The 23,387-nt window shown below is 62.4% G+C and carries 23 protein-coding genes and 1 pseudogene; 19 read left to right on the top strand and 5 right to left on the bottom strand.

What is annotated here, in order from left to right; translation table 11 throughout:
- Positions 1-298: 298 nt before the first annotated feature.
- The 3 genes from ACNA0J_RS12920 to ACNA0J_RS12910 form a co-directional block, all read right to left on the bottom strand.
- On the bottom strand, positions 299-766 hold the full coding sequence (locus ACNA0J_RS12920) for a universal stress protein (protein WP_415819255.1): 468 nt from the start codon (positions 764-766) through the stop codon (positions 299-301).
- Between the two features lie 91 nt (positions 767-857).
- A complete protein-coding gene (locus ACNA0J_RS12915) occupies positions 858-1,205 on the bottom strand; it encodes a protein tyrosine phosphatase family protein (protein ID WP_415819254.1) in 348 nt (115 codons plus the stop codon).
- 76 nt (positions 1,206-1,281) lie between these two features.
- Positions 1,282-2,679 carry an aminotransferase-like domain-containing protein gene (locus tag ACNA0J_RS12910; protein WP_415819291.1) on the bottom strand — a complete coding sequence of 466 codons (1,398 nt, stop codon included), beginning with the start codon at positions 2,677-2,679 and terminating at the stop codon, positions 1,282-1,284.
- A gap of 156 nt (positions 2,680-2,835) precedes the next feature.
- Between ACNA0J_RS12910 and ACNA0J_RS12905 the strand changes: the two genes are divergently transcribed.
- The 3 genes from ACNA0J_RS12905 (at position 2,836) to ACNA0J_RS12895 (ending at position 5,515) form a co-directional block, all read left to right on the top strand.
- Positions 2,836-3,759: a DMT family transporter gene (locus ACNA0J_RS12905; RefSeq protein ID WP_415819253.1), complete on the top strand. Its 924-nt coding sequence runs from the start codon at positions 2,836-2,838 to the stop codon at positions 3,757-3,759.
- Between the two features lie 39 nt (positions 3,760-3,798).
- Complete coding sequence (locus ACNA0J_RS12900; protein ID WP_415819252.1) at positions 3,799-4,434, top strand: LysE family translocator; 636 nt, start codon at positions 3,799-3,801, stop codon at positions 4,432-4,434.
- A 166-nt stretch (positions 4,435-4,600) separates the two neighbouring features.
- Positions 4,601-5,515, top strand: a complete 915-nt coding sequence (locus ACNA0J_RS12895) for an alpha/beta hydrolase (protein WP_415819251.1) — start codon at positions 4,601-4,603, stop codon at positions 5,513-5,515.
- A gap of 13 nt (positions 5,516-5,528) precedes the next feature.
- Here the strand turns inward: ACNA0J_RS12895 and ACNA0J_RS12890 are convergent, their stop codons facing one another.
- Positions 5,529-6,539 carry a LacI family DNA-binding transcriptional regulator gene (locus ACNA0J_RS12890; RefSeq protein ID WP_415819250.1) on the bottom strand — a complete coding sequence of 337 codons (1,011 nt, stop codon included), beginning with the start codon at positions 6,537-6,539 and terminating at the stop codon, positions 5,529-5,531.
- Between the two features lie 370 nt (positions 6,540-6,909).
- On the opposite strand from ACNA0J_RS12890, the gene ACNA0J_RS12885 reads away from it, so the two are divergent.
- The 7 genes from ACNA0J_RS12885 (at position 6,910) to ACNA0J_RS12855 (ending at position 14,115) form a co-directional block, all read left to right on the top strand.
- The gene (locus ACNA0J_RS12885) at positions 6,910-8,004 is read left to right on the top strand and encodes a Gfo/Idh/MocA family protein (RefSeq protein ID WP_415819249.1); all 1,095 of its coding nucleotides are present in this window, start codon (positions 6,910-6,912) and stop codon (positions 8,002-8,004) included.
- A gap of 38 nt (positions 8,005-8,042) precedes the next feature.
- Positions 8,043-8,957 (top strand): sugar phosphate isomerase/epimerase family protein, encoded by a 915-nt coding sequence (locus ACNA0J_RS12880; protein ID WP_415819248.1) that lies wholly within the window; start codon positions 8,043-8,045, stop codon positions 8,955-8,957.
- Between the two features lie 78 nt (positions 8,958-9,035).
- The gene (locus ACNA0J_RS12875; RefSeq protein ID WP_415819247.1) at positions 9,036-10,232 is read left to right on the top strand and encodes an aldose 1-epimerase family protein; all 1,197 of its coding nucleotides are present in this window, start codon (positions 9,036-9,038) and stop codon (positions 10,230-10,232) included.
- Positions 10,229-10,999 (top strand): SDR family NAD(P)-dependent oxidoreductase, encoded by a 771-nt coding sequence (locus ACNA0J_RS12870; protein ID WP_415819246.1) that lies wholly within the window; start codon positions 10,229-10,231, stop codon positions 10,997-10,999. The genes ACNA0J_RS12875 and ACNA0J_RS12870 overlap by 4 nt, the downstream gene beginning before the upstream one ends.
- Before the next feature lie 11 nt (positions 11,000-11,010).
- Entirely contained in the window at positions 11,011-12,207 is a 1,197-nt protein-coding gene (locus ACNA0J_RS12865; RefSeq protein WP_415819245.1) for a CaiB/BaiF CoA transferase family protein, read from the top strand.
- Positions 12,204-13,352, top strand: coding sequence for an extracellular solute-binding protein (locus tag ACNA0J_RS12860; protein WP_415819244.1), 1,149 nt, complete (start codon positions 12,204-12,206; stop codon positions 13,350-13,352). Before ACNA0J_RS12865 ends, ACNA0J_RS12860 begins: the two co-directional genes overlap by 4 nt.
- Positions 13,345-14,115, top strand: coding sequence for an enoyl-CoA hydratase/isomerase family protein (locus ACNA0J_RS12855; RefSeq protein ID WP_415819243.1), 771 nt, complete (start codon positions 13,345-13,347; stop codon positions 14,113-14,115). The genes ACNA0J_RS12860 and ACNA0J_RS12855 overlap by 8 nt, the downstream gene beginning before the upstream one ends.
- Before the next feature lie 106 nt (positions 14,116-14,221).
- On the opposite strand, the gene ACNA0J_RS12850 is transcribed toward ACNA0J_RS12855, so the two are convergent.
- Positions 14,222-15,148, bottom strand: coding sequence for a ChbG/HpnK family deacetylase (locus tag ACNA0J_RS12850; protein WP_415819242.1), 927 nt, complete (start codon positions 15,146-15,148; stop codon positions 14,222-14,224).
- Between the two features lie 259 nt (positions 15,149-15,407).
- On the opposite strand from ACNA0J_RS12850, the gene ACNA0J_RS12845 reads away from it, so the two are divergent.
- The 9 genes and pseudogenes from ACNA0J_RS12845 to ACNA0J_RS12805 all read left to right on the top strand — a co-directional run bounded on the left by ACNA0J_RS12845 (position 15,408) and on the right by ACNA0J_RS12805 (position 23,387).
- A complete protein-coding gene (locus tag ACNA0J_RS12845; protein WP_415819241.1) occupies positions 15,408-16,094 on the top strand; it encodes a GntR family transcriptional regulator in 687 nt (228 codons plus the stop codon).
- Positions 16,095-16,121: 27 nt separating this feature from the next.
- A pseudogene (locus ACNA0J_RS12840) lies at positions 16,122-16,311 on the top strand (dihydroxy-acid dehydratase); the annotation flags it as partial.
- Positions 16,312-16,318: 7 nt separating this feature from the next.
- Positions 16,319-17,834: dihydroxy-acid dehydratase (locus tag ACNA0J_RS12835; protein ID WP_415819240.1), on the top strand; the 1,516-nt coding region annotated here is incomplete at its 5' end.
- Positions 17,831-18,727 (top strand): NAD(P)-dependent oxidoreductase, encoded by an 897-nt coding sequence (locus ACNA0J_RS12830; RefSeq protein ID WP_415819239.1) that lies wholly within the window; start codon positions 17,831-17,833, stop codon positions 18,725-18,727. The genes ACNA0J_RS12835 and ACNA0J_RS12830, both read left to right, overlap by 4 nt.
- Positions 18,727-19,521, top strand: coding sequence for a hydroxypyruvate isomerase family protein (locus tag ACNA0J_RS12825; RefSeq protein WP_415819238.1), 795 nt, complete (start codon positions 18,727-18,729; stop codon positions 19,519-19,521). The genes ACNA0J_RS12830 and ACNA0J_RS12825 overlap by 1 nt, the downstream gene beginning before the upstream one ends.
- Positions 19,518-20,468 (top strand): SDR family oxidoreductase, encoded by a 951-nt coding sequence (locus ACNA0J_RS12820; RefSeq protein WP_415819237.1) that lies wholly within the window; start codon positions 19,518-19,520, stop codon positions 20,466-20,468. The genes ACNA0J_RS12825 and ACNA0J_RS12820 overlap by 4 nt, the downstream gene beginning before the upstream one ends.
- Before the next feature lie 56 nt (positions 20,469-20,524).
- On the top strand, positions 20,525-21,550 hold the full coding sequence (locus ACNA0J_RS12815; RefSeq protein ID WP_415819236.1) for a TRAP transporter substrate-binding protein: 1,026 nt from the start codon (positions 20,525-20,527) through the stop codon (positions 21,548-21,550).
- A 62-nt stretch (positions 21,551-21,612) separates the two neighbouring features.
- Positions 21,613-22,098 carry a TRAP transporter small permease gene (locus ACNA0J_RS12810; protein ID WP_415819235.1) on the top strand — a complete coding sequence of 162 codons (486 nt, stop codon included), beginning with the start codon at positions 21,613-21,615 and terminating at the stop codon, positions 22,096-22,098.
- Positions 22,095-23,387: a TRAP transporter large permease gene (locus ACNA0J_RS12805; protein ID WP_415819234.1), complete on the top strand. Its 1,293-nt coding sequence runs from the start codon at positions 22,095-22,097 to the stop codon at positions 23,385-23,387. The genes ACNA0J_RS12810 and ACNA0J_RS12805 overlap by 4 nt, the downstream gene beginning before the upstream one ends.

Below are 23,387 nucleotides of genomic sequence, written 5' to 3'. Positions count from 1 at the left end.
AAAATAACGCCCACCCCCTATAGCCCTATCCTTGCAATAGGTTTGCAAAACGGCGCGTCAAGACGCGCCAAACCACAGCGAGCAGCGCACCAAACAAGAACCGTTGGAAATCAAAAATCGACAGGAGAAACCCAAAGCAGCCTGGCAAAAAAACTCGCGACGACGGCGCCAAAAGAACGCCACCCGCTCGCCAGCAAAAACCCATCCGGCCTAAAAAAAACGGTCCCACGCCGCCCGTCGACCCGCGCCCCAGAAGAGAGACGCCGTTTTCAACCCATGAACAGCGCAAAGCCCCTAGCTATTTCTTCTTTTCTTCTTTAACGCGATAAACCAGCACAGCACTGGTAGCCAACGACAACACCTTCGCCGTCACGCTCCCCAACAACAAGCGCGACAACCCGCTACGCCCGTGGCTGCCAATAAAAATCAAATCGCATCCATTCTCGGTAGCCGCCTGCACAATCCCATCGGCCACATTGAAATTGGACACCGCGCGCGAATCCGCCTTCACACCGGCCGTCTCCGCCCGCGCGAGGATTTGCTTCAAATACTTTTCCGCCTGCTCCGCCGACGCTTTCTCGTAGTCTTCGTCAGTAATGGCATAGGCCGCAGCCATCCCATCAAACCCGATGGTGGCAGCAAAAGGCTGTGTCACATGCAGGGCAACGACCTCGGCGCCGACGGACCGGGCAAAGCAGATACCCGCATTGGCGGCCTGGGCCGAGAGCGGGGAGCCGTCGGTAGGAATCAAGACTTTCTTGAACATAATGCCTGCTCCTGTCTGCTAGTAGGAAATGTCATGCTACCGGAAAACGCCGCCCGCAACATTGCGGGCTTTCCGCAATATTTGATGCCGATCAAGGAAGCTGCTGCGAGGCAACGAACAAATTCGTGCAACGCGTCCCGGTACGGCAATACGCCAACACCGGGCCGGGCAGCGTGCGCAGCAACTCCGCAAATCGGACCACATCATCTGCCGTCATCGCACTGCCAACCACGGGTTGATACTCCACCTCCAATCCCGCCTGGCGCGCCGCCTCGGACACATCCGCAGCCGTAGGCTGGTCGGGGCCACCCTCATAGTCGGGACGATTGATGATCACACTTTTGTAACCCGCGGCAGCCACGCCTGCCATGTCTGCGGGCGACAACTGCGGGGCCACCGCGAACTGCTCAGTCAATGGTCGAATCTGGACGTCAGACATGGAGATTTCCTCGGGTAAATACCTAGAATGAAAAAACAATCACTGTAAGCAGCCAGTATAGGACGTCTCAACCAGCCTAGGCCGCCAAGACCTCAGACAAGGCCGACCATATTCCCGGCGTGTCCACCATCGAAACCGAAAACCGCAACATGGTCGAGGGTGCCTGAGAAGGCGAAAACAAGCTGCCAGGCGCCAGCAGCAGACCTCGATCGGCCGCCGTACGGGCCAGCACCTCGGCATCACGCCCGCAATCCGCCCAGACAAACATCCCCGCGTGCGGCTCATGCGGCACCGTCATTCCCAACGATGTCAGTTGAGCCAGACATTGCTCGCGGGCCGCATTGACGCGCGCGCGCACCCGCTCGACATGCCGCCGATACTGCCCCTCGATCAACACCCGATGCACCACCCGCTCGCCCAATTCCGGCGTAGTCAGGCCCGCCAGCATTTTCAGATCCCCCAGTCTGCGCAACACCTCGGCATTGGCCGCCAGGTAACCCACGCGCAAGCTGGCCGCCAGCATCTTGGAAAAGCCGCCCGCCAGAATGACGCGATTCAGACGGTCCAACGACGCCAATTTGACGGCGCCGCCGGGATGTAATTCCCCATACGTATCGTCCTCGACCACCCAAAAATCGTGCCGCTCGGCCAGGCGCAAAATATCGTATGCAGCGCCCGCCGACAGGGTATGACCGGTCGGATTGTGCACCGTCGTATTGGTGATGAATAGACGCGGCTTATGCAGCGCGGCGAGCCTGTCCAGTTGTTCCAGATCCGGGCCATCCGGCCCCCGCGGCACCCCGATCAAGCGCGCGCCAAACGCCGCCAAGCGCCCAAAAATCACGAACCAGGCGGGGTCCTCGACCAGTACGGCATCTCCTGGTTGCACGAAATGCCGGCCGACCAGATCCAGGCCATGCGTGACGCCGTTGGTCGTCAGCAAATTATGTTCGGGATGAGCCGGCACGCCCTCGGCCTGTAGACGCGACGCCAACTGCTGACGCAGCGGGGCGTACCCCTGCGGCGAACCATAGGACACCAGATTGCCACGCACAGAACGCCCCACCGCGCGCACGGCAGCCGACACCATGTCAGGGTCCAGCCAATCTGCGGGCAACAGCCCCGCGCCACCGGGCATGGACGAGGCCGTCGGCTCGCGAAACATACTGCGCAGCAACCACGTTACGTCAATACGGACCGGCGGCGCCAAGGGATCTGGCTTGGCAGCCTGCTCGGCAATCAGCGGCTCGCGGCGCGCGCGCACAAAAAAGCCTGCTCCGCGGCGCGACTGCACCAGACCGCGCGCGACCAGGCGATCGTAGGCCTCGACGACCGTGAATCGGCTGACGCCAGTCTGCTCGGCCATCGTGCGAATGGACGGCAACCGGGTTCCGGGGCGCAGACCCTGGTCATCAATACGGCGGGCAACGTCGTCGGCCAACTGGGCCACCAGCGTGGCATCGGCCTGACGCACCGGCCGCCAGTTGGAGGATGGAGAGGATATTTCAACTGTCATGGTTGTTTTACCAGGCCAGACATCAAAGTGAACTGAAAAAGTGTATAGGTACTGTACCGCTTTCTTTGCGTAGAGTGTGGGAAATCACAACGATCACCCTCGCCTGCTGAAATCATGTCGCGACCGACCACTTATGCTGTGCCCGCCCCCGCTGCTTCGCCACTCTGGGAGGGCTATAGCTATGGCCTGGTCGGAGTATTGGTGTTTTCTCTCACGCTGCCCATGACACGGATCGCCGTGGCCGAGATGTCGCCGCTGTTGATCGGCCTGGGACGCGCACTGCTGGCGTCCGTACCGGCCGCGCTGCTGCTGTGGCTGGGCCGCAGCCGGCTCCCGAATCGCGACGAGTGGCCCGGCGTGATCCTGGCCGCCGTGGGCATCGTTGTCGGGTGGCCGTTGACCTCGACACTGGCCATGGCCTCCGTGTCGTCCTCGCACGGCGCGGTCTTTAATGGATTATTGCCGCTTTGCACAGCCATTTTTGCGGCGTGGCGCAGCGGCGAACGCCCGTCGGGCGCATTCTGGGGCTGGGCCGGCGCAGGGGCCGTCCTGGTCATGACTTATGCCTTGCGCCAAGGCCATGGCAGCCTGCAGACGGGGGATCTGTGGCTGTTGCTGGCTGTCATCCTCGGCGGCATGGGGTACGCCGAGGGTGCCCGGGCCTCGCGTACCCTGGGTGGCGCACGTACGATTTGTTGGGCGCTGGTCATCAGCGCACCTATCCTGGCCGGGCCTGTCATCTGGATGGGCATGGACCTGATCACGACCCGCGGCTGGCCCGACACGGGCGTGCTCGGCGCATTTGCCTATCTGGCGTTCGGGTCGATGTTCCTGGGGTTTTTCGCGTGGTATCGAGGCCTGGCGATAGGCGGTATCGCGCGCGTCGGGCAGGTACAACTGTTGCAGCCCTTTTTGACCGTATTGGCCGCTGCATGGCTATTTCATGAGCAGGTCGAACCGATGACTTTCGTGTTTGCGCTGGCCGTCATTGCCATCATTGCAGGCGGTCGCCGTGCCATTGTGAAAAAAGCGCCTTAGCACCTAGCACTCAGTCATTGTCATCGCCCTCGATTCATCATGTCTCTCGCAACCGCCATGCCCTCTAGCGAACAACTCTGGCTTTTGCTGGGCCCGCTATCGCTGTTCGCTCTGGTCACCTCCATCACGCCCGGGCCGAATAACATCATGCTGGCCTCGTCGGGCCTGAACTTTGGCTTTCGCCGCACGATTCCCCATATGCTGGGGGTGAACCTGGGGTTCACGCTCATGCTGGTCCTGGTGGGGCTCGGCCTGGACACCGTATTTCATCAGTTCCCCTGGCTCTATACCGCCTTGAAGTACGTCGGCGCAGCCTACCTGCTTTACCTGGCTTGGAAAATTGCCCAGTCCGGCCCTCTGGAAAGCGGTCAGCAGCGCAGCCGGCCCTTCAGCTTTCTGCAGGCCGCCTTGTTCCAATGGGTCAATCCGAAAGCATGGATCATGACGGTGGGCATCATCGTCACATATACCCCGCAAACGGGGTTCTATTGGAACCTGATGCTTGCAGCCCTGGTGTGCTGTCTGGTCAACTTGCCCAGCCTGGGCGTCTGGGTCGCCTTTGGCGCCGCCTTGCAAAAACTGCTGCATCGCCCCCACGCGATACGTATGTTCAATATCGGCATGGCCTTGCTGCTGGTCGCATCGCTATATCCCATTGTGCAAGACATGATCTGATAACGGTCTGTTCGGCGACCGTCGACCTCGTCCGCAGCTCGTCACCTCTGCGGCATGTACATCGCCTATTGCGCTGCGCCGCCGGCTCGCGCCTCGATGACGCAACGCAGTGTATGATCGACAACGCATTCCGTATTCGGCCGCAGCGATTGTGGCTATCTTGCTTATGTCTTTGCTGCCGCGATTCTCTTTACGGCGTCTTATCGTCGTCGGTCTGCTGGCTTGTGCCAGCGTGGTGGGTTGCACGCAACTCGATGCCTGGCAACGGCAAGCGATTTTTTCTCCCGAGCCCGAACCGCAACGCTGGTGGAGCGAACCGCCCACCGGCACAAAGGTCTTTGACCTGACGCTGGGCGGCGGCGACAAAGTCCATGCCTGGTATTGGCAACACCCGAACACGTCGGCCCCGACAGTGCTCTATCTGCACGGCGCGCGCTGGAATCTGAATGGCAGCGCCTTTCGCATGTCCGGCTGGACCCGCATGGGCTATTCGGTGCTCGCCATCGACTACCGCGGCTTTGGTCAATCGACGCCACGACTGCCATCGGAAGACTCCGCTATCGAGGACGCCTCAGCAGCGTTACGCGAGCTCGCCCGCCGCCAGCCTGACCCGGCCAAACGCTTTGTCTATGGCCATAGTCTGGGCGGCGCGATTGCGATCGACCTGGCTTCGCGTCCCGACATGCCTGCCTTTGCGGGGCTGATTGTCGAATCCAGCTTTACCAGCATCGCCGCCATGCTGGGCACGCTGAAATGGGGCAAACTCCCCGGCGCGAGCCTGTTGGTGACACAGCCCTTTGCCTCCGTGGAAAAGCTGGCAACGCTGAGCACGCCTATGCTGTTTCTGCATGGCACGGCAGACCGCGTCGTGCCGCACACCATGAGCGATGAACTCTTCGCCGCAGCCGTCAAAGTCCCCGACAACCTGAAACGCGTCATCAAAATCGAGGGCGCCTCGCATTCCGGCGCGATCCGCAGCGGTGCGGTCTACGAGACCGCTGTGCGTGACTTTATCCGAGACGCGGGCAAGGCCTATCCGGCTGCAGCCGTCGACAACACCGCAGCCCAGTCGGCGGGATAAGGACTGCGGCGCGTCAACTCGATGGGATGTTTTCGCGAAAAATCACTTGCAGCCGCGGCATATAGGTAGGCTCGGACAAGCCTCGCACCGCAGCAGCAAGCATGCTGATCGCTTCGCGCGCCTCGACGCGTGGATTTTGGTCGATCACCGCATCCATCGTGCGGTCCAGCAGAAACTGCCGCGAGGTCGTTGTCAGATCGTGCCCGACAAACACGACCTGGCGCTGCATGCCGGCCTCTTGCAAAGCGCGGCCAATGCCTGAATTGCCTGCACCGACGTTATAAATGCCCGCCGGCGTGGACTGCTGCAACACCTGCCGAGTCAGTTCATAGGCGCGTGCGCGATCGTCGCCGATTTCCAGCATGCGCTCGATCTTCAGATGCGGGAACTCCTCGGTGAGCAGCGCTCGAAAACCCATTTCGCGTTCCTCGTGTCCACGATAGGCGAGCGAGCCGAGAAATACCGTCACCCCCTGCGATGCGCCGGGCGGTAAAAAGCGTCCCAACAAGCTGGCAGCCAGACGCCCCGCCGCGCGATTATCGATACCCACATAACCGATGCGCGATGACGTCGGAATATCCGACACCAAGGTGCACACAGGAATGCCGCTGACCTGCAATGCCGCGATGGCGTCTCGAACCTGGGGGTCGTCCAGCCCGACCAGCCCGACGCCATCGGTATTGCCCTTCAGTTGATAGAGCTGCGCCGCCAATTTGTCGGCATTAAAGCCCTCGACCAGATGCAATCTCGCCTGAATGTCGGGCCGGCACTGCGCCTCGGCCTGCAGATGCTGGCGCAACAACACCATAAAGCTGTTGTCGCCGGCCGGCAGCACAAAGTCGAGCCGCATGGCGGTGTTTTCGGATTGGCCTAGCTCAGCACCGTGGCCCAGCTTGCGCGCAATTGCCAAGACGTGATCCCGCGTCTGGCGGCGTACGCCATCGCGTCCATTCAGCACACGGTCGACGGTGGCAGTAGAGACCCCCGCGGCCTCGGCAATCGTCGTGATGGTGGCTCGCGCCATCGTGGTCACCTTAACGTCATCATCAGTCGGTATATGGATTGATCATATCACATCAATTTGATTGAATTAAATCAAAATGATGTAATTCAATCGAGAAATGCGCCTGCCACCGAAGGTTCATCCTCTGTACAGACGGAACAGAGAGCAACCTCTACATGCCTTGCGAGGCCCTTGCACACGGCTGTCACGGGCTTGATTTCGGTAAACGAAAGGCTTTCTTTCTGTCAATAAGGGCTATTTCTGATGTTTATTGATGTAATTTAAAGATTGAAATGATGCAATAATCACATCCAATTAGATCAATCAAGCGCCCGCTGCGAGTCCGCCCTTTGGCCTGGCTTGCAAGACCGGCCAGCTCTCGGAGACCGCCATGCCCCCTCTTACCCTCCTACCCGACCCGCCAGTGCGAGAGCGCCAGTTCCGTATTGGATGTATCGGCGCCGGGATGATCATGGCGGAGTGCCATCTCGCAGCCTATCGCGAAGCCGGTTTTCAAGTTGTCGCCATTGCCTCGCGCACGCCGAGCAAAGCCCAGGCCGTCGCGCAACGGTGGGAAATCGGGCGTATCCATGACTCCCCCCTCGCGCTCATCAACGACCCCGAAGTCGATATCGTCGATATTGCGTTCCCGCCAGATCAGCAACCCGCACTGATCCGCGCCGCACTCGCGGCACCGAACGTCAAAGCGATCCTGGCACAGAAACCATTAGCGCTGTCTTTGCCGGAAGCCATCGCATTGCGTGATGAGGCGCAACGCGCCGGCAAACTGCTCTCGGTCAATCAGAACATGCGCTATGACCAATCCATGCGCGTGCTCAAGCAGTTGCTTGACCAAGGCGTGCTCGGCACCCCGGTGCTGGCCCAGATCGACATGCATGCCATTCCCCACTGGCAGGGATTCTTAGCTGACTATGATCGGCTCACGCTCTCGAACATGAGCGTCCATCACCTGGACGTGCTGCGCTATTTGTTTGGCGAGCCGACCCACGTCACTACCCTGACCCGCAGCGACCCTCGCACGACATTTCCTCATCACGACGGCATCGTCACGACCACGCTGCAATTCGCATCCGGACTCATGGCCTTGTCATTGGAAGACGTCTGGGCCGGACCTCGCGGCGAGGGTCATGCCGACGACCAATACATCCATTGGCGTGTCGAGGGCACCGAGGGCGTGGCCAAGGGCACCATAGGCTGGCCGCACGGCCAACCCTCCACGCTGTCCTACACGTCGAAACAGGCGACTCAAGGGCAATGGGTCACGCCTGAATGGTCCTCAATGTGGTTTCCGCAGGCCTTTATCGGCGTGATGGAGCAACTGCAATACGCCCTGGCCAGCGGCACCGAGCCCGCACTGACCGTCGCCGATAACGTCAAAACCATGGCGCTGATCGAAGCCGCATACCTATCCGAGGCCGAACGCCGCACGGTACGCCTGGACGAAGTTCCGATTCAACACAAGTAAACCAAGGGGCGGCAGCGCCCTCCACCAAGGAGACAAACGTGATTCAGACCGGTATTTTTTCAGGCTATTTCCCCTACGACCTGGCCACCTCGGCCGCCAAGATCCGCGCACAGGGCTTCAACACGGTGCAATTGGACCTGCATTTCAAGGACATGGACCTCAGTGCAGGCCAGATCACTCCCGAAAAATGCAAACGCATCCGCGATACCTTTCGCGAGCACAACCTGCCTGTCTCCTGCATCTCGGCCTACACCAACATCGTGCATCCCGAGCCTGCAGAGCGGCAACGGCGTAATGGCTACCTCAAGGAAATCATCGCGCACGCGCAGTACCTCGGATCGCCCTACGTGATCTCGGAGACCGGCACGTTCGACACCGAGAGCGATTGGGTGCATCACCCGAAAAACAAAACCGAAGAAGGCTGGGAACAATGCCGCTCAGTGATTCAAGGCCTGGCACAGCATGCCTACGATCATGGCGCGGTATTTTTGCTGGAGACCTATGTCAATAACGTCGTCGGCTCCGTAGAGGAAACGTTGCGCATGTTTGCCGAGGTCAATCATCCCGGGCTGGGTTTGTTGATGGACCCGACGAATTATTTCGAAGACCACAACATCGACGACATGGACAAGACACTCAACCAAGTATTCGATGCCCTGTCCGACAAGATCTGCATCGCCCACGCCAAAGACGTCAAGCGCGCCGAAGGCGACAAATCAGAAAAACACAGCGACATCGGTGACGCGGATGCGGCAGAAAGCCATACATTCCGAGGCGTCGGCGAAATCGAATTGCCGGCACCAGGATTGGGCAGCCTGAACTACGACCTGTATTTGCAGCGCCTGGCCAAACGTCATCCCAACATCCCCATCATCATCGAGCACTTGACCGAAGACGATGTGCCGCGCGCCAAGGCATTCCTGGACGGCAAGCTGCTGGCCAACGGCGTGTAGGCAGAGCCTGCGATCACACCTCGTCCTTTCCCCTATATCCGGTGCGGCAGCGCGCCGGCCTCTGGAGTAGAAGCACCCATGGCACAGTTATATGCCACCGCCATGAATCGGCAACAAATCGAATCGCGCTGCGGACAACTGGCACAGTTTGCCGGCGTGCGGCTCGTCACGCTGCAAGACGGCGTCGAACGGGATATCCGGCTGCTGGAGTTTCGCAGCGGTACGGGCCTGCGGTTCACCGTACTGGTCGATCGCGCCATGGACATCGCCGAATGCGAGTTCCGTGGCTATGCCGTGGGCTGGCATTCGCCGGCAGGCTTTCGCCATCCTGGGCTGCATGAATACGAGGGCGAATCAGGGCTGGGATGGATGCGTTCGTTCTCTGGCCTGATGATCACGTGCGGCCTGGATCACATTCTATTCATGCACGACTCCCCGGCGGACAACTACGTCTATAAGCCTCGAGAAAAAGTTCGACACTCGATTCATGGCCGCGTCGGGACGATTCCCGCACGCCTGACAGGTTATGGCGAACGCTGGGACGGCGATCGATGCTTTCTGTGGGCCGAAGGCATGGTGTCGCAAGGCACGGTATTTGGCGAACATCTGGAACTGCATCGACGCATCGAGATCGAGGTAGGCACCAACGATATTCAATTGCACGACCGGGTGGTCAATCGCGGCTTTTACCGCACGCCACACATGTTCTGCTATCACTTGAACGTCGGCTATCCCGTGCTGGATGAGGCGTCTCGTTATCTCGCCCCTATCCAGGACGTCGTCTGGGCCGCCCATGCCAATGAATACCGTGCACAAGGCGTAGGCTATCAACGCATGCCCGCGCCGCAACGGGGATTTCACGAACAAGTGTGGCAACACGAAATGAAAGCGGACCAGAACGGCTGCGTGCCCGTCGCACTGGTGAATGATCGCCTGAACATCGGTATCGAAGTTACTACTCGCAAAGATCAATTTCCCTGCCAGTATCAATGGCAGAATTTTCAGGCGGGTCAATATGCCATGGGCATCGAGCCGTCCACCAATCATGTGTTGGGCGAAGGCGCAGCTCGCGAACGCGGCGAACTCATCTGGCTCGAGCACGCAGAGGAACGCCGTTACGACACGTGCATCCGCATCCTGGGCGATGCCAACGACATCGCACAATGCGAACAACGTATACGCGCCATCGCGCAGCAGCCTGGCGAAGACTATCCGGCACTCTCGGGCGAATTTCTGCCCCTGAACCGCAGCACGGACTCGGGGACTTCGGCATGAACACATCGAGCATGTCGTTTTCCTTGCAAGGCCGCCGCGTCCTGCTGACCGGGGCAGGTGGCGGGCTGGGACACGGCGTCAGCCTGGCACTGCTGCGCCAAGGCGCGCGATTATTTGCTCTGGATCGCGATAGCGAAGCGCTGCAGCAACTGCAAAAGGCCGTGCCTGCCGCACTCGCCAGTCAATTGCAGGTCATCACGGCGGATCTGGCCGACACCGCTGCGCTGCAGCGCACGCTGGACTCACTGACTGCCGAGCACGCCATCGATGTCGTGATCAACAATGCCGCCATCTACCCATCCAAACGTTTCGAAGACTACAGCGACGATGATCGTGCGCTGATTCATCGCATCAACGTCTCGGCGGCACTACAGATCGTACGCGCCACCCTGCCCGGCATGCGGCAACAACAGTGGGGCCGCATCGTCAACATCGTTTCCATCACGCTGTCGGGCGGCTGGGAACTGCTACAGCCGTATGTCGAATCCAAGGGCGCCATGCTGGGCAACACGCGCGCCCTGGCGCGCGAACTCGGCGCATCGGGCATCACCTGCAATGCCATCTCGCCAGGTGCCTTTCCTACCGCGGCAGAGGCTATCCATCCCGACCTGCCCGGCTACGAGCGCATGGTCCTCGAACGCCAGTCCATCAAACGGCGCGGCCACGCCAACGACATCGCGGCTGCCATCGTATTCCTCGCTTCCGAAGAAGCGGGCTTCATCACCGGCCAGACCCTCGCTGTCAACGGCGGCTGGGTTATGCACTAAAAGGTTTCATCATGGGAATTTTGACGGGTTACAAGGTCCTGGATTGCTCGATCGCCATGGCCGGTCCATTTGCCGCACAACGGCTGGGCGACCTCGGCGCGGACGTGATCAAGATCGAACCCAAAGAGGGCGAATGGCAACGCCATGCACCCGCCGGCGGGATCAAGGGCAACAAAATCAATGTGTCCTTTCTTTCGCTCAATCGCAACAAACGTTCGCTCGCCGTCGACCTGAAAAGCGAAGACGGCCAGGCCATCATTCGCCAGATGGCGAGTCAGGCCGATGTGTTCATTCAAAACTACCGTCCCGGCGTCGCTCAACGCCTGGGCGTCGACTATGAAAGCCTGTCGGCGTTGAATCCACGGCTGATTTATGTCTCGATGTCGGGGTTCGGCGAAGACGGCCCTTATGCCCGCCGGCCCGGGCAGGATCTGCTGTTGCAGGCCATGTCCGGCGCCATGCTATCGGCCGGCCGCGATGGCGAGGCGCCGCGTGCCGCTGGTCAATATCTGGTGGACGCGGTCACGGCCTACTGCGCCTTTGAGGGCGTATTGGCCGCGCTGCTTCATCGCGAACGTACCGGCGAAGGCCAGAAAGTCGAAGTCAATATGCTGGACGCGATCACAACGCTGCAAATGCAGGAGTTGTCGGTATTTACTGTGGGCGGCAAGCCCCAGATCCGCAGCGCCGAACCGCATGCGCACAGTTATATTCGTGCGCCCTATGGCACCTTTGCGACGCAAGACGGTTATTTGGCGCTGGCCATGCCTGACATGACCGTGTTGGCCCGCGAGCTGGAGCAACCGGCGCTGCTCGACCATGTCGATGAGGCAGCGGGCTGGAACCAGCGCGATGAAATTTTCCGCCTCGTACGCGAAGCGATGACCCGTCGCACGACGCAGGACTGGTTCGAACGGCTCAACGCCGCGGGTATCTGGTGCAGCCCTGTCTACGGCTATGCCGAGCTCGTGGCCGACCCGCAGATCGCGCACAACGGGACCTTTGTCGAATACGAACACCCCACCGAAGGCCACGTCAAAACGCCGGGCTTTCCCATTCGTTTTACCAAAACACCTGCGCGAGTGGAGCGCGGTGCGCCCTTGACCGGCCAACACAGCGCACAGATTCTGCGCGAATACGGTTTCGATGCGGATCGTATAGCCGCCTTTGAAGCGCACGGCGCCATTGTGTGCGGGGAACAGGCATGAGCCGACGTTGGCGAGGACTGACCTGGGATCATCCCAGGGGTTATGCCGCCTTACAGGCCGCCGCGAATCAGACTGGATTGATCGACTGGCATACGCATTCGCTCGAGGGCTTCGAGTCCGCCCCCATCGCGCAATTGTGCGAGCAATACGATCTGATCGTGCTCGATCATCCGCACTTGGGCGAAGCCTTGGCACAAGGCTGCCTGCAACCGCTGGATCAGATCTTGCCCGATGAGGCACTGCGTTCGATAGAACGCAACAGCATCGGGCTGACCTACGCTAGCTATCACATGGCCGGCCAGCAATGGGCGTTACCGTTGGATGCGGCAACACAAGTGATGGCGGCACGTCCTGATCTGCTGACGCGAGCGGGTCATTCCGTGCCTGCGCAATGGCAGGATGTCCTGGCGCTGTCACGCCAAACGAAGCAAGTCGCCCTGTCGCTGGCGGGTCCTCATGCCTTTCTGACGCTGCTATCGATGTGTGCCGCGCTGGACCGGGGCCTCACTTTAGATGACGGTAAACGCTGGCATAAACCGGAAGCACTTCAACAAGCCTGCGAATGGCTGGTCGAACTCGCCGCACTCAGCCCCGTTTCCGTACGAGACGCCAACCCGATTGCCCTGCTGCATCACATGACCACGCACGACGACGTGCTGCTATGCCCTTTGGTCTATGGCTACGTGAATTACACAAGAGTCGCTGCCGGTGCAGCATTGACGTTTCATAATGCACCACGTGTCGCATCGAATGCGCCCGGCTCCATTCTCGGCGGTACTGGTATCGCGATTTCGCAGCGTTGCCAGATCGACGCTCCGCTGGTCGAGCATCTGCTGTGGTTGCTCGGTGAGAATGCGCAAACCCATTTCATTCCGCAGCATGCCGGCCAGCCGAGTCACCTGTCCAGTTGGCGAGACCCAGCTGTCAACGCAGACAGCAGCCATTTCTATCTCGCTACATTCGACACCTTGAATGCGGCCAGCCTGCGCCCTCGCCATGATGGATTCATCGCTTTGCAAAGCTGCGCGTCGGCATTTCTGCGCGAAGGGCTGTTCAATGGCGCCTCGCCCGCAACACTGGCCGACGGATTGAACACGCTGTGCGCGCCGCACTCCACGATTGCTGAAAGGAATTTCTGTGACTAGTCTCGTCAACCTGCATATTCAAGATCATGTGGCCTGGATCGAATTGAACCGGCCCGAAAAACTCAATGCCATGACGCCCGAGATGGCTGAGTTGCTTGTGCAGGCAGTGCAGACCTGCAATCAAAGCGATGACGTACGTGCCGTGGTGTTGACCGGTGCGGGACCCAAGTCATTTTGCGCAGGCTCGGATATCGTGGAGCTCGACAGCTATGCCACGCCATGGGATTTCCGCAATCGCCGCGATTACTGCGATCTGATACGCGCGCTCAAAAAGCCCGCCATTGCGGCAATCAATGGCTATGCATTTGGCGGTGGCCTCGAGATGGCGCTGGCGTGCGATATTCGGATCGCCTCGGACAATGCCAAGCTCGGCTCTCCGGAAATCAAGCTCGGTTGGATCGGCGGAGGCGGCATGACGGCGCAACTGCTGCATTCCATCGGCGCATCGAACGCCGCGCTGATGGTTATGACGGGTGATCCCATCACGGCCCAGCAGGCGTTGAGTTGGGGCTTGGTCAGTGACGTCGTTGCCGCTGATGCGTTACGCGAACGTGCAGCCGCGATTGCCGGGGCGATCGCCGCCCGCGCTCCCATTGCAGCCGAAACCGCCAAGGTAAATTTGCGCGCGGCGCTGAGCATGCCCATGGAGCAGGCCACCGCCTACGAACGCGATCTGCAAACTATCTGCTTTGCCACCGCGGACGCCATGGAGGGACGCAAGGCGTTTCAAGAGAAACGCCCGCCCAAATTCCAGCGCCGTTGAGGCCCGCCGGCCTCCATCGCCGTACGGGAAGGATCCGAACACGGATAGGATGACGGGAGAACCGATGTCTATGCCAATCCGTACACACAGGTGGCGCTAACGCAGCTCACACACCAACACTGCGCTGCTGGCAAACCGGCCGCGCAACACGCACACCATTCCAGCGCATCCAATCGCCGAGCTCAGGGCGCGCCAGCACCTCGAACTCCGCCACACGCTGCGATGCCAGCGCATCGCAGCCGCCTGGCAACGCCGGATGACACATGACCAAATCCCCGTCGCGCGCGTTGTGTAACCAGCGCTGCAGCAGCCTCGCATAGCGGCGCCCGCCACCCTGCTGCTCATAGACGCCCAATAGCCGACGATTCGTGCGCCATCCGTCGCGGTCAGCCACCCGGGCCACAGCACTCGCCCCCAATGCGCCCACCAGCCGCGCCTTGGCCGACTCGCGCAAGGGGATGCCGTCCTGCATCCCCGGCGCCGTATGGCGCAGCCACGGGGCGTGAGAACCATAACGCCGCTCCAGCAGCTGCAGCAAGCGCGGCAACACCCCGGGCAATTGATGCACGTGCTGATGCCCATCCACATAGTCGGGGGCCCGGCCCATGACGTTTTCGAATGCGTCGAACTGACGAGACAACTGAGTATCGACCCACGCCTCGTCCAAGCGCCCCGCATAGGCTCGTGCGATCAGCACAGGCAAGGCCATGGTCGACGTCTGCCCGGCGTCGCAGAGACTCTGGGTCAGATTCAGATGCACACCCAGATCCAGGTCAAACCCTCGTAAATCCGGCCCGTGGTCGGAAAAGGTCGCCCCCTGGGCCAAGCAACTGACAGCGCTCAAACGCCCCAGTCGCGCGAGGCGCGTGATCCCGGCGTCGATGCTGGCATTCATACCAAAATCATCGCCGCACACCACAATGCGTTTCCACCATTGCCCCGTACCTTCGTCCGACGAGGGCCGGCTAACCGGCGGCTGGGCAGGCAGGGAGCGGTAATCGAACAATCGGGTAGCAGCGTTGCCGTGGGGCATCCTGGGCTCACTTTTCGCCATGAGGCGGGAATTACCGGTAACCATAACCGCTCAGCATGTCGTTCTGATTGCAACGCTCAACCGATGGACCAGAATCAGACCACATAGCGGACAGAACGCCAGCGGCCCGCGGTACCACGATGGCCGCTCCCATCAGCCGTGTTCGCCGCGCAGCCGGCTTGCCTAGGGGAAACCTGGATAGGCGGAACGACGGGTTTTTGTCCAAACTAGCATCTTTGATTTTTGATCAAAGATCTAAATGCCCACGACTCGCACCCTGGAACCCCTGGTCCACACCTCGGTCAACGAAGCCGTCTACCGCCGGCTGCGCGACCACCTGATGCGGGGCGACTACGCGGCAGGCGAAGTACTGGGCATCCAGGAGCTCGCCGACGCCTTCGGCACCAGCGCCATGCCTGTGCGCGAGGCGCTGCGCCGGTTGGCCGCTCAACGCGCCCTGGAGCCCATGAAAAGCAGGTCAATGCGCGTGCCGGTCATTTCCCGCGCGCGCCTGGAAGACATCCGGCGCGCCCGCGTGCTGATCGAAGGCAGCGTGACGGCGTGGGCGGTCGAGCACATCACCGGCGACGAACTGGATATGCTGCGCGGCTTGGCCGCGCAGATCGGCCAGTCGCTGGCCGATGCGCGCTCCGTGCCGGACGGCCTCGAAAACAACCAGTTGTTCCATTTCACGATCTACCGCGCCGCGCGCTCGGAATCGATGATGGCCACCATCGAAAGCCTCTGGCTGCAATCGGGCCCTTACCTGCGCGCCAGCCGCGAACTGATGCATTCCGATGAACGGCCGTCAGACGAGCTCCACGCCACGATCGTGCAAGCCATCGCCCGGCGCGACGCCGACGCGGCCCGTGCCGCCATGGAACGCGACATCTGCTGGGCGTTCGACCAACTCGCAGCACACCGCACCGCCCTGGCCGGCGCATAGCACCCGTACGCCTCACAAGGAACCCGCATGTCCCTGCACAAGCACCGCTCCCGCATGGTCACTCATGGCTTGACCCGCACGCCGCACCGCGCATTCCTGCGCGCCACCGGCTTTGACGACGCGGCCCTGGAAAAATCGATCGTCGGCATCGTCAGCACCCAGGGCGAGAACACGCCCTGCTCGATGGCACTGGCGCCGCAAGCCGACCGGGCCCGCCNGGGCGNGGCGGCGGGCGGCGGCGTGCCGGTCAGTTTCTCGACCATCTCAGTATCCGACGGCACCTCGATGAACCACGCCGGCATGCGCATGAGCCTGCTGTCGCGCGAAACAATCGCCGACAGTGTCGAGCTGGTAGTGCGCGGCCACGCCTACGATGGGCTGGTCGCCCTCGCCGGCTGCGACAAGACACTGCCCGCGATGATGATGGCCATCGTGCGCCTGAACGTGCCAGCGGTGTTCCTGTACGGCGGCGCCACGCTGCCCGGGCATGCTCTGGGCCGCCAGGCCACCATCCTGGACACCATCGAGGCAGTGGGCCGTGTCCAGCACGGCACCATGACGGCTGCCGATCTGAAAACCATGGAACGCACCTGTACGCCATCGGCAGGTTCGTGCCCCGGCCAGTTCACGGCCAATACCATGGCCATGGTGGCTGAGGCCCTGGGCCTGTCGCCGCTGGGCTCGGCCATGATGCCAGCGGTCTACAGCGAACGCCTGGCCATTGCCCAGCAGGCCGGCGAGCGCGTCATGCGCGCGCTGGCACAAGGCGGTCCGCTGCCGCGCGAGCTGATCACGCGAGCCAGTTTGGACAACGCTTGCGCGGCCGTCGCTGCGACGGGCGGCTCGACCAACGCTGCATTGCACATTCCCGCCATCGCGCACGAAGCGGGCATCCGCTACACCCTCGACGACGTGGCCGAGGTGTTCCAGCGCACGCCGCTGATTGCCGATCTGCAGCCCGGTGGACGCTTTCTGGCCCGCGATCTGCATGAAATCGGCGGCGTGCCCGTCGTGCTCAAGGCCCTGCTGGTGGGCGGCTACGTAGACGGTAATGTGCTCACGCTCGACGGCCGCACACTGGAACAGGCATTGGCCGACGTCCCCGAACCCGACGGCGAGGTGGTGCGCCCCTGCTCGCGCGCCATTCATCCGTCGGGCGGCGTCACGGTGCTCAAGGGCAACCTCAGTCCGCAAGGGGCGCTGCTCAAGATCGCCGGCCTGAAATCGCTGCAGTTCTCCGGCCCGGCCCGCGTATTCGAGAACGAAGAAGATTGCATGCGCGCCGTCTCGCAACGCACCTACCGCCCGGGCGAGGTGCTGATCATCCGCAACGAAGGCCCCAAGGGCGGACCCGGCATGCGAGAAATGCTCAGCGTCACGGCGGCCTTGTACGGGCAAGGCATGGGCGAAAAGGTGGCGCTGCTGACCGATGGCCGCTTCTCCGGCGCCACCCGCGGTCTGTGCATCGGCTATGCCGGCCCGGAGGCGGCAGCCGGCGGCCCCATCGGCCTGATCCGCGACGGCGACATCATCCACATCGATGCACAAGCCAACACTTTGAATGTCGAACTGAGCGACGCCGAACTGGCGGCCCGTCGCGCCGCCTATACGCCGCCACAACAGCCTCGGCTGGCCGGCGCGCTGGAAAAATACGCGCTACTGGTGAGGCCCGCCCACGAGGGCGCGGTCACCCATTCCGGCAACGTGCAATGGCAGTACGAAACCCCGGAGGCCGAATGAGCTCAACGCTGGCATTCTGCGGCACCGGCCTGATGGGCGCGCCGATGGTGCGGCGCCTGTTGGCCGCTGGGCATCGCGTCCGAATCTGGAACCGCAGCCCCGAAAAAACCCGCACGCTAGAGGCCGACGGCGCCGAGCTTGCCGCTACGCCGGCCGAAGCGGCGCGCGGCTGCGACGGTGTGTTCCTATGCCTGACCGACGAGCGCGCCGTGCAAGACACCGTGTTCGGTGCACAGGGCGTGCATCATGCCCCCGGTGCCTGGCTGGTGGACCACTCCAGCATCGCGCCCGACACAGCGCGCCAATTTGCCAATCGGCTGGAGCAGGCCTGCGGCCGCGTCTGGATCGATGCGCCGGTCTCCGGCGGCGTGGCTGGCGCACAGGCCGGCACGCTATCCATCATGACGGGAGGACCCGCCGAGTCAATCGACGCGGCTTCGCCCTACATGCGCGCCTATGGCAGCCGCGTCACCCGCATGGGGCCGGTAGGCGCCGGCCAGGTCGCCAAGCTGTGTAATCAAACCATCGTAGCCAGCACCGTCAACGCCATCGCCGAAGCTGTGGCGCTGGCGCAGCGCAGCGGCATCGACGCGGCCGTCCTGAACACCGCACTGGCGGGCGGCTGGGCCGACTCCACTTTGCTGCAGATTTTTGTCCCGCGCATGACGGCCCCGGTCGAGCAGTTGCTGGGCACGGTGGCCACCATGCTCAAGGATGTCGAAAACGTCGCGGCGCTGGCACATGCTACCGGCACCGAGCTGGCCGGCCTGAATGGCGTGCTCGCCAGCTACCGGACCGCAGCCGCGCAAGGGCTGGGCTCGGCCGACCTGTCCGACATCGTGCGCGTTGCCTGGCCCGAACGCCCGGGTCCGGCCGCCGTCCAGGAAACCTGATGAAACTGGCTGCCAATCTTTCGCTGCTATACCCCGGACTGCCGCTGGCGCAGCGCATGGCCGCGGCCGCGCGCGACGGTTTCGCCGCCGTGGAGATCCTGTTCCCCTATGATCTGGCGCCACACGAACTGGCCGCCATGTTGCGCGACCACGGCCTGCAACTGGTGCTGATCAACACCCCGCCCGGACAACCAGGCGAAAAAGGGTTGGCCTGCCTGCCCGGCCGCGAGGCCGACTTCAGCCACGCACTGCAACGCGCGTTGCAGGTCTGCGAGGCCACGCAGTGCGGCATGATCCACGCCATGGCGGGCGTGCCGGCGGCAGACGCTGCGCCAGGAGCGTGCCGCGCCACGCTGATCGACAATCTGCGCAAGGGTGCAGTGCTCGCCAACCGCGCCGGCGTGGCACTGACCCTGGAAGCGCTCAACCGCACCGACGTGCCTGGCTATTTTTATAACCGTCCCGACCAGGTCGCCGACATCATCGCGGCGGTCGGCCACGACGCTGTGCGCTTGCAATTCGATCTGTACCACACCCAACGCGAGGGCCTGGACATGGACGCAGTGCTGGACAGCGTGCTGCCCTTGGTGCGCCACGTGCAATTCGCCAGCCCGGCCGGTCGCCACGAGCCCGACCCGACCGCCCCCGCCGTGGCGCGTGCACTGTGTACGCTGGCCCGCCACGGCTATACCGGTTGGGTCGGTTGCGAATACATCCCGGCTGGCGACACATCGGCCGGCCTGGCCTGGCGCCAGGCCTACCAAGCCGTACTAGACGAGGACGGTGCACCATGAATATTCTTGTCACCGGCGCCAATGGCTATGTCGGCCGCGCGCTGACGCAGCGGCTGTGCGCGCTGCCCAGCCTGCCCGGCTACGGCAGGCCGGCCACCATCACGTTGTGCGACCTGGCCATGGACGAACCGCCAACTGACTCTCGCGTGCGCGTCGTCACCGGCAGTTTCGCCGACTCGTCCGTGCTGGCTGAAATCACTGATCCCGCACCCGACTTGGTGTTCCACCTGGCCTGCGTGGCCAGCGGACGCGCCGAAGAACAATTCGAGCTGGGCCTGCAGGTCAATCTGGCCGGCTCGCTGCAATTGCTCGAACGCCTACGCCAACAGGGCAAATCGCCCGGCCTGATATTCACCAGCAGCATCGCGGTATTCGGCGCGCCACTGCCCGATCGCGTCGACGACGACACGCCGACCGCGCCGGCCCTGAGCTACGGCGCACACAAGCTGGCCATGGAAATCTTGCTCGCGGACTATACGCGGCGCGGCTTCCTGCGCGCCCGCTCGGTGCGTCTGCCCGGCATCGTGCCGCGACCGCCAACCCCCAATGGCGCCTGGTCGGCCTTCTCCAGCACGCTGATCCGCGCGCTGACAGCTGGCGAACCCTGCACGCTGCCAGTCGGCCCACGAGCCACGCTGTGGTTGATGTCACGGCAATGTTGCATTGACAACCTGCTGCACGCGGCCTGGCTCGCCACGCTGCCGGCCGGCGACCGCACGGCCTGGACCTTGCCCGCGCTGCACGTGTCGGTACAGGACATCGTGCAGGCGTTCGATGTACGCGGCGACGGCCAGGCGGGCACGCGGGTGCGCTATGCCCCCGAGCCCGGCATCGAAGTGCAGTTCGGCAGTCAGCCACCACTGTTCACGCCCGCCGCCGACGCCGAGGGCTTTCGCCACGACGGCACCCTGGAGTCCTTGCTGGACCGCGCCGCGCAAGCGCCATAACTCCCCCGCCCATCGGCCCAAACGAAAACACGAAAACCACCTCAGGAGAGACATCCATGATCAAAGCCCTCGCCACACTCGCGATAGCTGGCGCGGCGCTCGCCGCCACCGTGCCCGCGTACGCCCAGAAAGTGCAGTTGACCGTATCCAGCTGGCTGCCACCCACGCATGCCTTGGTAGCGGACTTCATTACGCCCTGGGCGAAAGAAATCGAGCAAGCCACCGACGGCCGCGTCACGCTGCGCCTGCTGCCCAAGGCGGTCACCAATCCGGCGGGCCATTTCGACGCCGTGCGTGACGGCCTGGTCGACATCACGTTTATCTCGCACTCGTACTATCCGGGCCGTTTTCAGCTGACCAAGTTCGCGGTAATGCCGCTCTCCGGCAACACCGCGCTGTCGCGCTCGGTGGCGGCGTGGGACACCTACGAGAAATACCTGCTCAAGGCCGACGAGCACAAGGGTGTGCGACTGCTGGGCATTTACACACACGGCCCCGGCATCGCGTTCACCACCAGCAAGCCGATCACCCGCATCGAAGATTTCGAAAGGCTGAAGATCCGCGTCGGCGGCGGCATGGCCACCGACGTAGCCAAGGCGCTGGGCGTCAGCCCAATCGCCAAGCCGGCCCCCGAATCATACGAACTGCTGAGCACCGGCGTCGTCGACGGCGTGTTCTTTCCTGCCGAATCGTTGGTGTCGTTCAAGCTGGACAGCATCATCAAGCATGCAACCACGTTCCCCGGCGGCCTGTATTCCGATACGCACGCCGTCATCATGAACGAAGATGCCTTCGCTCGCCTGTCCAAACAGGACCAGGACACGGTGCTGAAGCTGTCGGGCCGGCACCTGGCCGAACTGGCCGGCAAGGCCTGGGACAAGCACGACGCAGTTGCCAACAACGTGATGAAAAAAGGCGATATCCAGGTTGTACAGGCCGACGAAGCCCTCGTGGCAGCCGTGCGAGAACGTACTAAAGGCTTTGAGCAGACCTGGCTGGATGCCGCCGCGGCCGCGGGTGTCGATGGCCCCGCCGCGCTGGCGTCGTTCCGCGCCGAGATCAAGCAGCTCGACGGCCAATGAACGACCTCGGGTGCAAGGCGAGGCCTGGCGCCACGCCTCGCGCCCGCCACAGCGAGAACACTATGAAAACCCTGAACTGCGCGATCGTGGCCCTGCTCAAGGCCATTGCCGTAGCCAGCCTGTGCGGCATGAGCCTGCTGACCGTCGTCGATGCGACCGGCCGCTACCTGCTCAACTATCCCATCATCGGCTCGGTCGAACTGGTCGAACTGATGATGATCGCGGTGATTTTCTCCAGCATCCCCCTGATGACCCGCTCGCGCGGACACATCACCGTGGACGGCTTCAGTCATCTGTTCTCGGCGCGCACCGTGGCCCTGCAAGACCGCTTCGGCGCCCTGCTGGCCACGGTGGTCAGCGGCTTCCTGGCCTGGGTCACGTGGGGCAAGGCTACCAGCACGGCCGACTACGGCGACATGACCGCCATGCTCGGTATCCCGCTGGCGCCGTTCGTCTATTTCATGGCGGTGCTGCTGGCCCTGGACGCCATCTACCACGCGGCCAATGCCCTGCGCCCCATTGCCTCCACCCAGAGCGAAACGCCATGACCGAATCTCTGATTGCCCTGGGCGCCATGCTGGCGCTGGTGTTCCTGCGCGTGCCCGTTGCCTTTGCCATGGCGCTGGTCGGCTTTATCGGCCTGGGGCTGGTCCGCAATTGGAACTCGGCCTACGCCATGGTCGGATCCGTTATCTACGAAAGCGGCTTTCAGTACCTGCTATCGGTGCTGCCGCTGTTCATTCTGATGGGCAATTTCGTGACCGAATCGCGCATGTCGCGCGAGCTGTACGCGGCTGCCCATGCCGTGCTGGGACATCGACGTGGCGGTCTGGCCATGTCCACCATCGCTGCCTGCGGCGGCTTCGGCGCAATCTGCGGGTCCAGCCTGGCCACGGCGGCCACCATGGCGAAGGTAGCCTACCCCGAGATGCGCCGCATCGGCTACAGCGAGAAGCTGGCCGCCGGCTCGATCGCGGCAGGCGGCACGCTCGGCATCCTGATCCCCCCGTCCATCATCATGGTGGTGTACTGCCTGCTGACCGAACAGAGCATCGGCAAGATGTTCGCCGCTGGCGTGCTGCCTGGCCTGCTGGCCATAGGCTGCTACATGCTGGCGGTCGTATGGGTGGTACGGCGCGACCCCGCCGCGGGCCCCAAGGGCGAGCGCCACACTTGGCCGCAGATCCGCCACGCGTTGAGCCAAGTCTGGGCGGTGCTCACCCTGATTGCGTTGCTGATGGGCGGGATCTATATCGGCATGTTCACACCGGCCGAAGCGGCCGGCATCGGCGCGTTCCTGGGGTTCCTGTTCGCGTGCTGCCGCCGTACATTGAGCTGGCGCACCTTTGTGAATGTGGTGGTGGAGTCGGCCAAGACCACAGGCATGATTTTCGTGGTCATGATTGGCGCGCTGATGCTGGCCAACTTCATCAATTTCACGTCGCTGCCCGGCGACCTGCTCGAGCTGGTCGAACACTATCAGCTCAGCCCCCTGGCCGTGATATTCGCGATCTGCGCCATCTACATCGTGCTGGGCTGCGTACTGGAGAGCATGTCGATGATCCTGCTGACCGTACCGGTGTTCTATCCGCTGGTGCAGAGTCTGGGCTTCGATCTGATCTGGTTCGGCATCATCGTGGTGGTCGTCACCGAGCTCAGCTTCATCACCCCACCGTTCGGGATGAACGTCTTCGTACTGCGTGGCCTGCTGCCAGGCGTGAGCACGCAGACGATTTTCCGGGGAGTGATGCCGTTTGTGATCAGCGACATCGGGCGCCTGACGATCCTGATCCTGTTTCCGGCGATATCGCTGTACCTGCCGCGCTTTGTGAGCTAG

This window comes from Bordetella tumbae (assembly GCF_965139195.1).
Lineage (GTDB): Bacteria > Pseudomonadota > Gammaproteobacteria > Burkholderiales > Burkholderiaceae_B > Bordetella_A > Bordetella_A tumbae.
The sequence above is the reverse complement of the archived record's forward strand: the minus strand, read 5'-3'. Positions and strand labels throughout refer to the sequence as shown.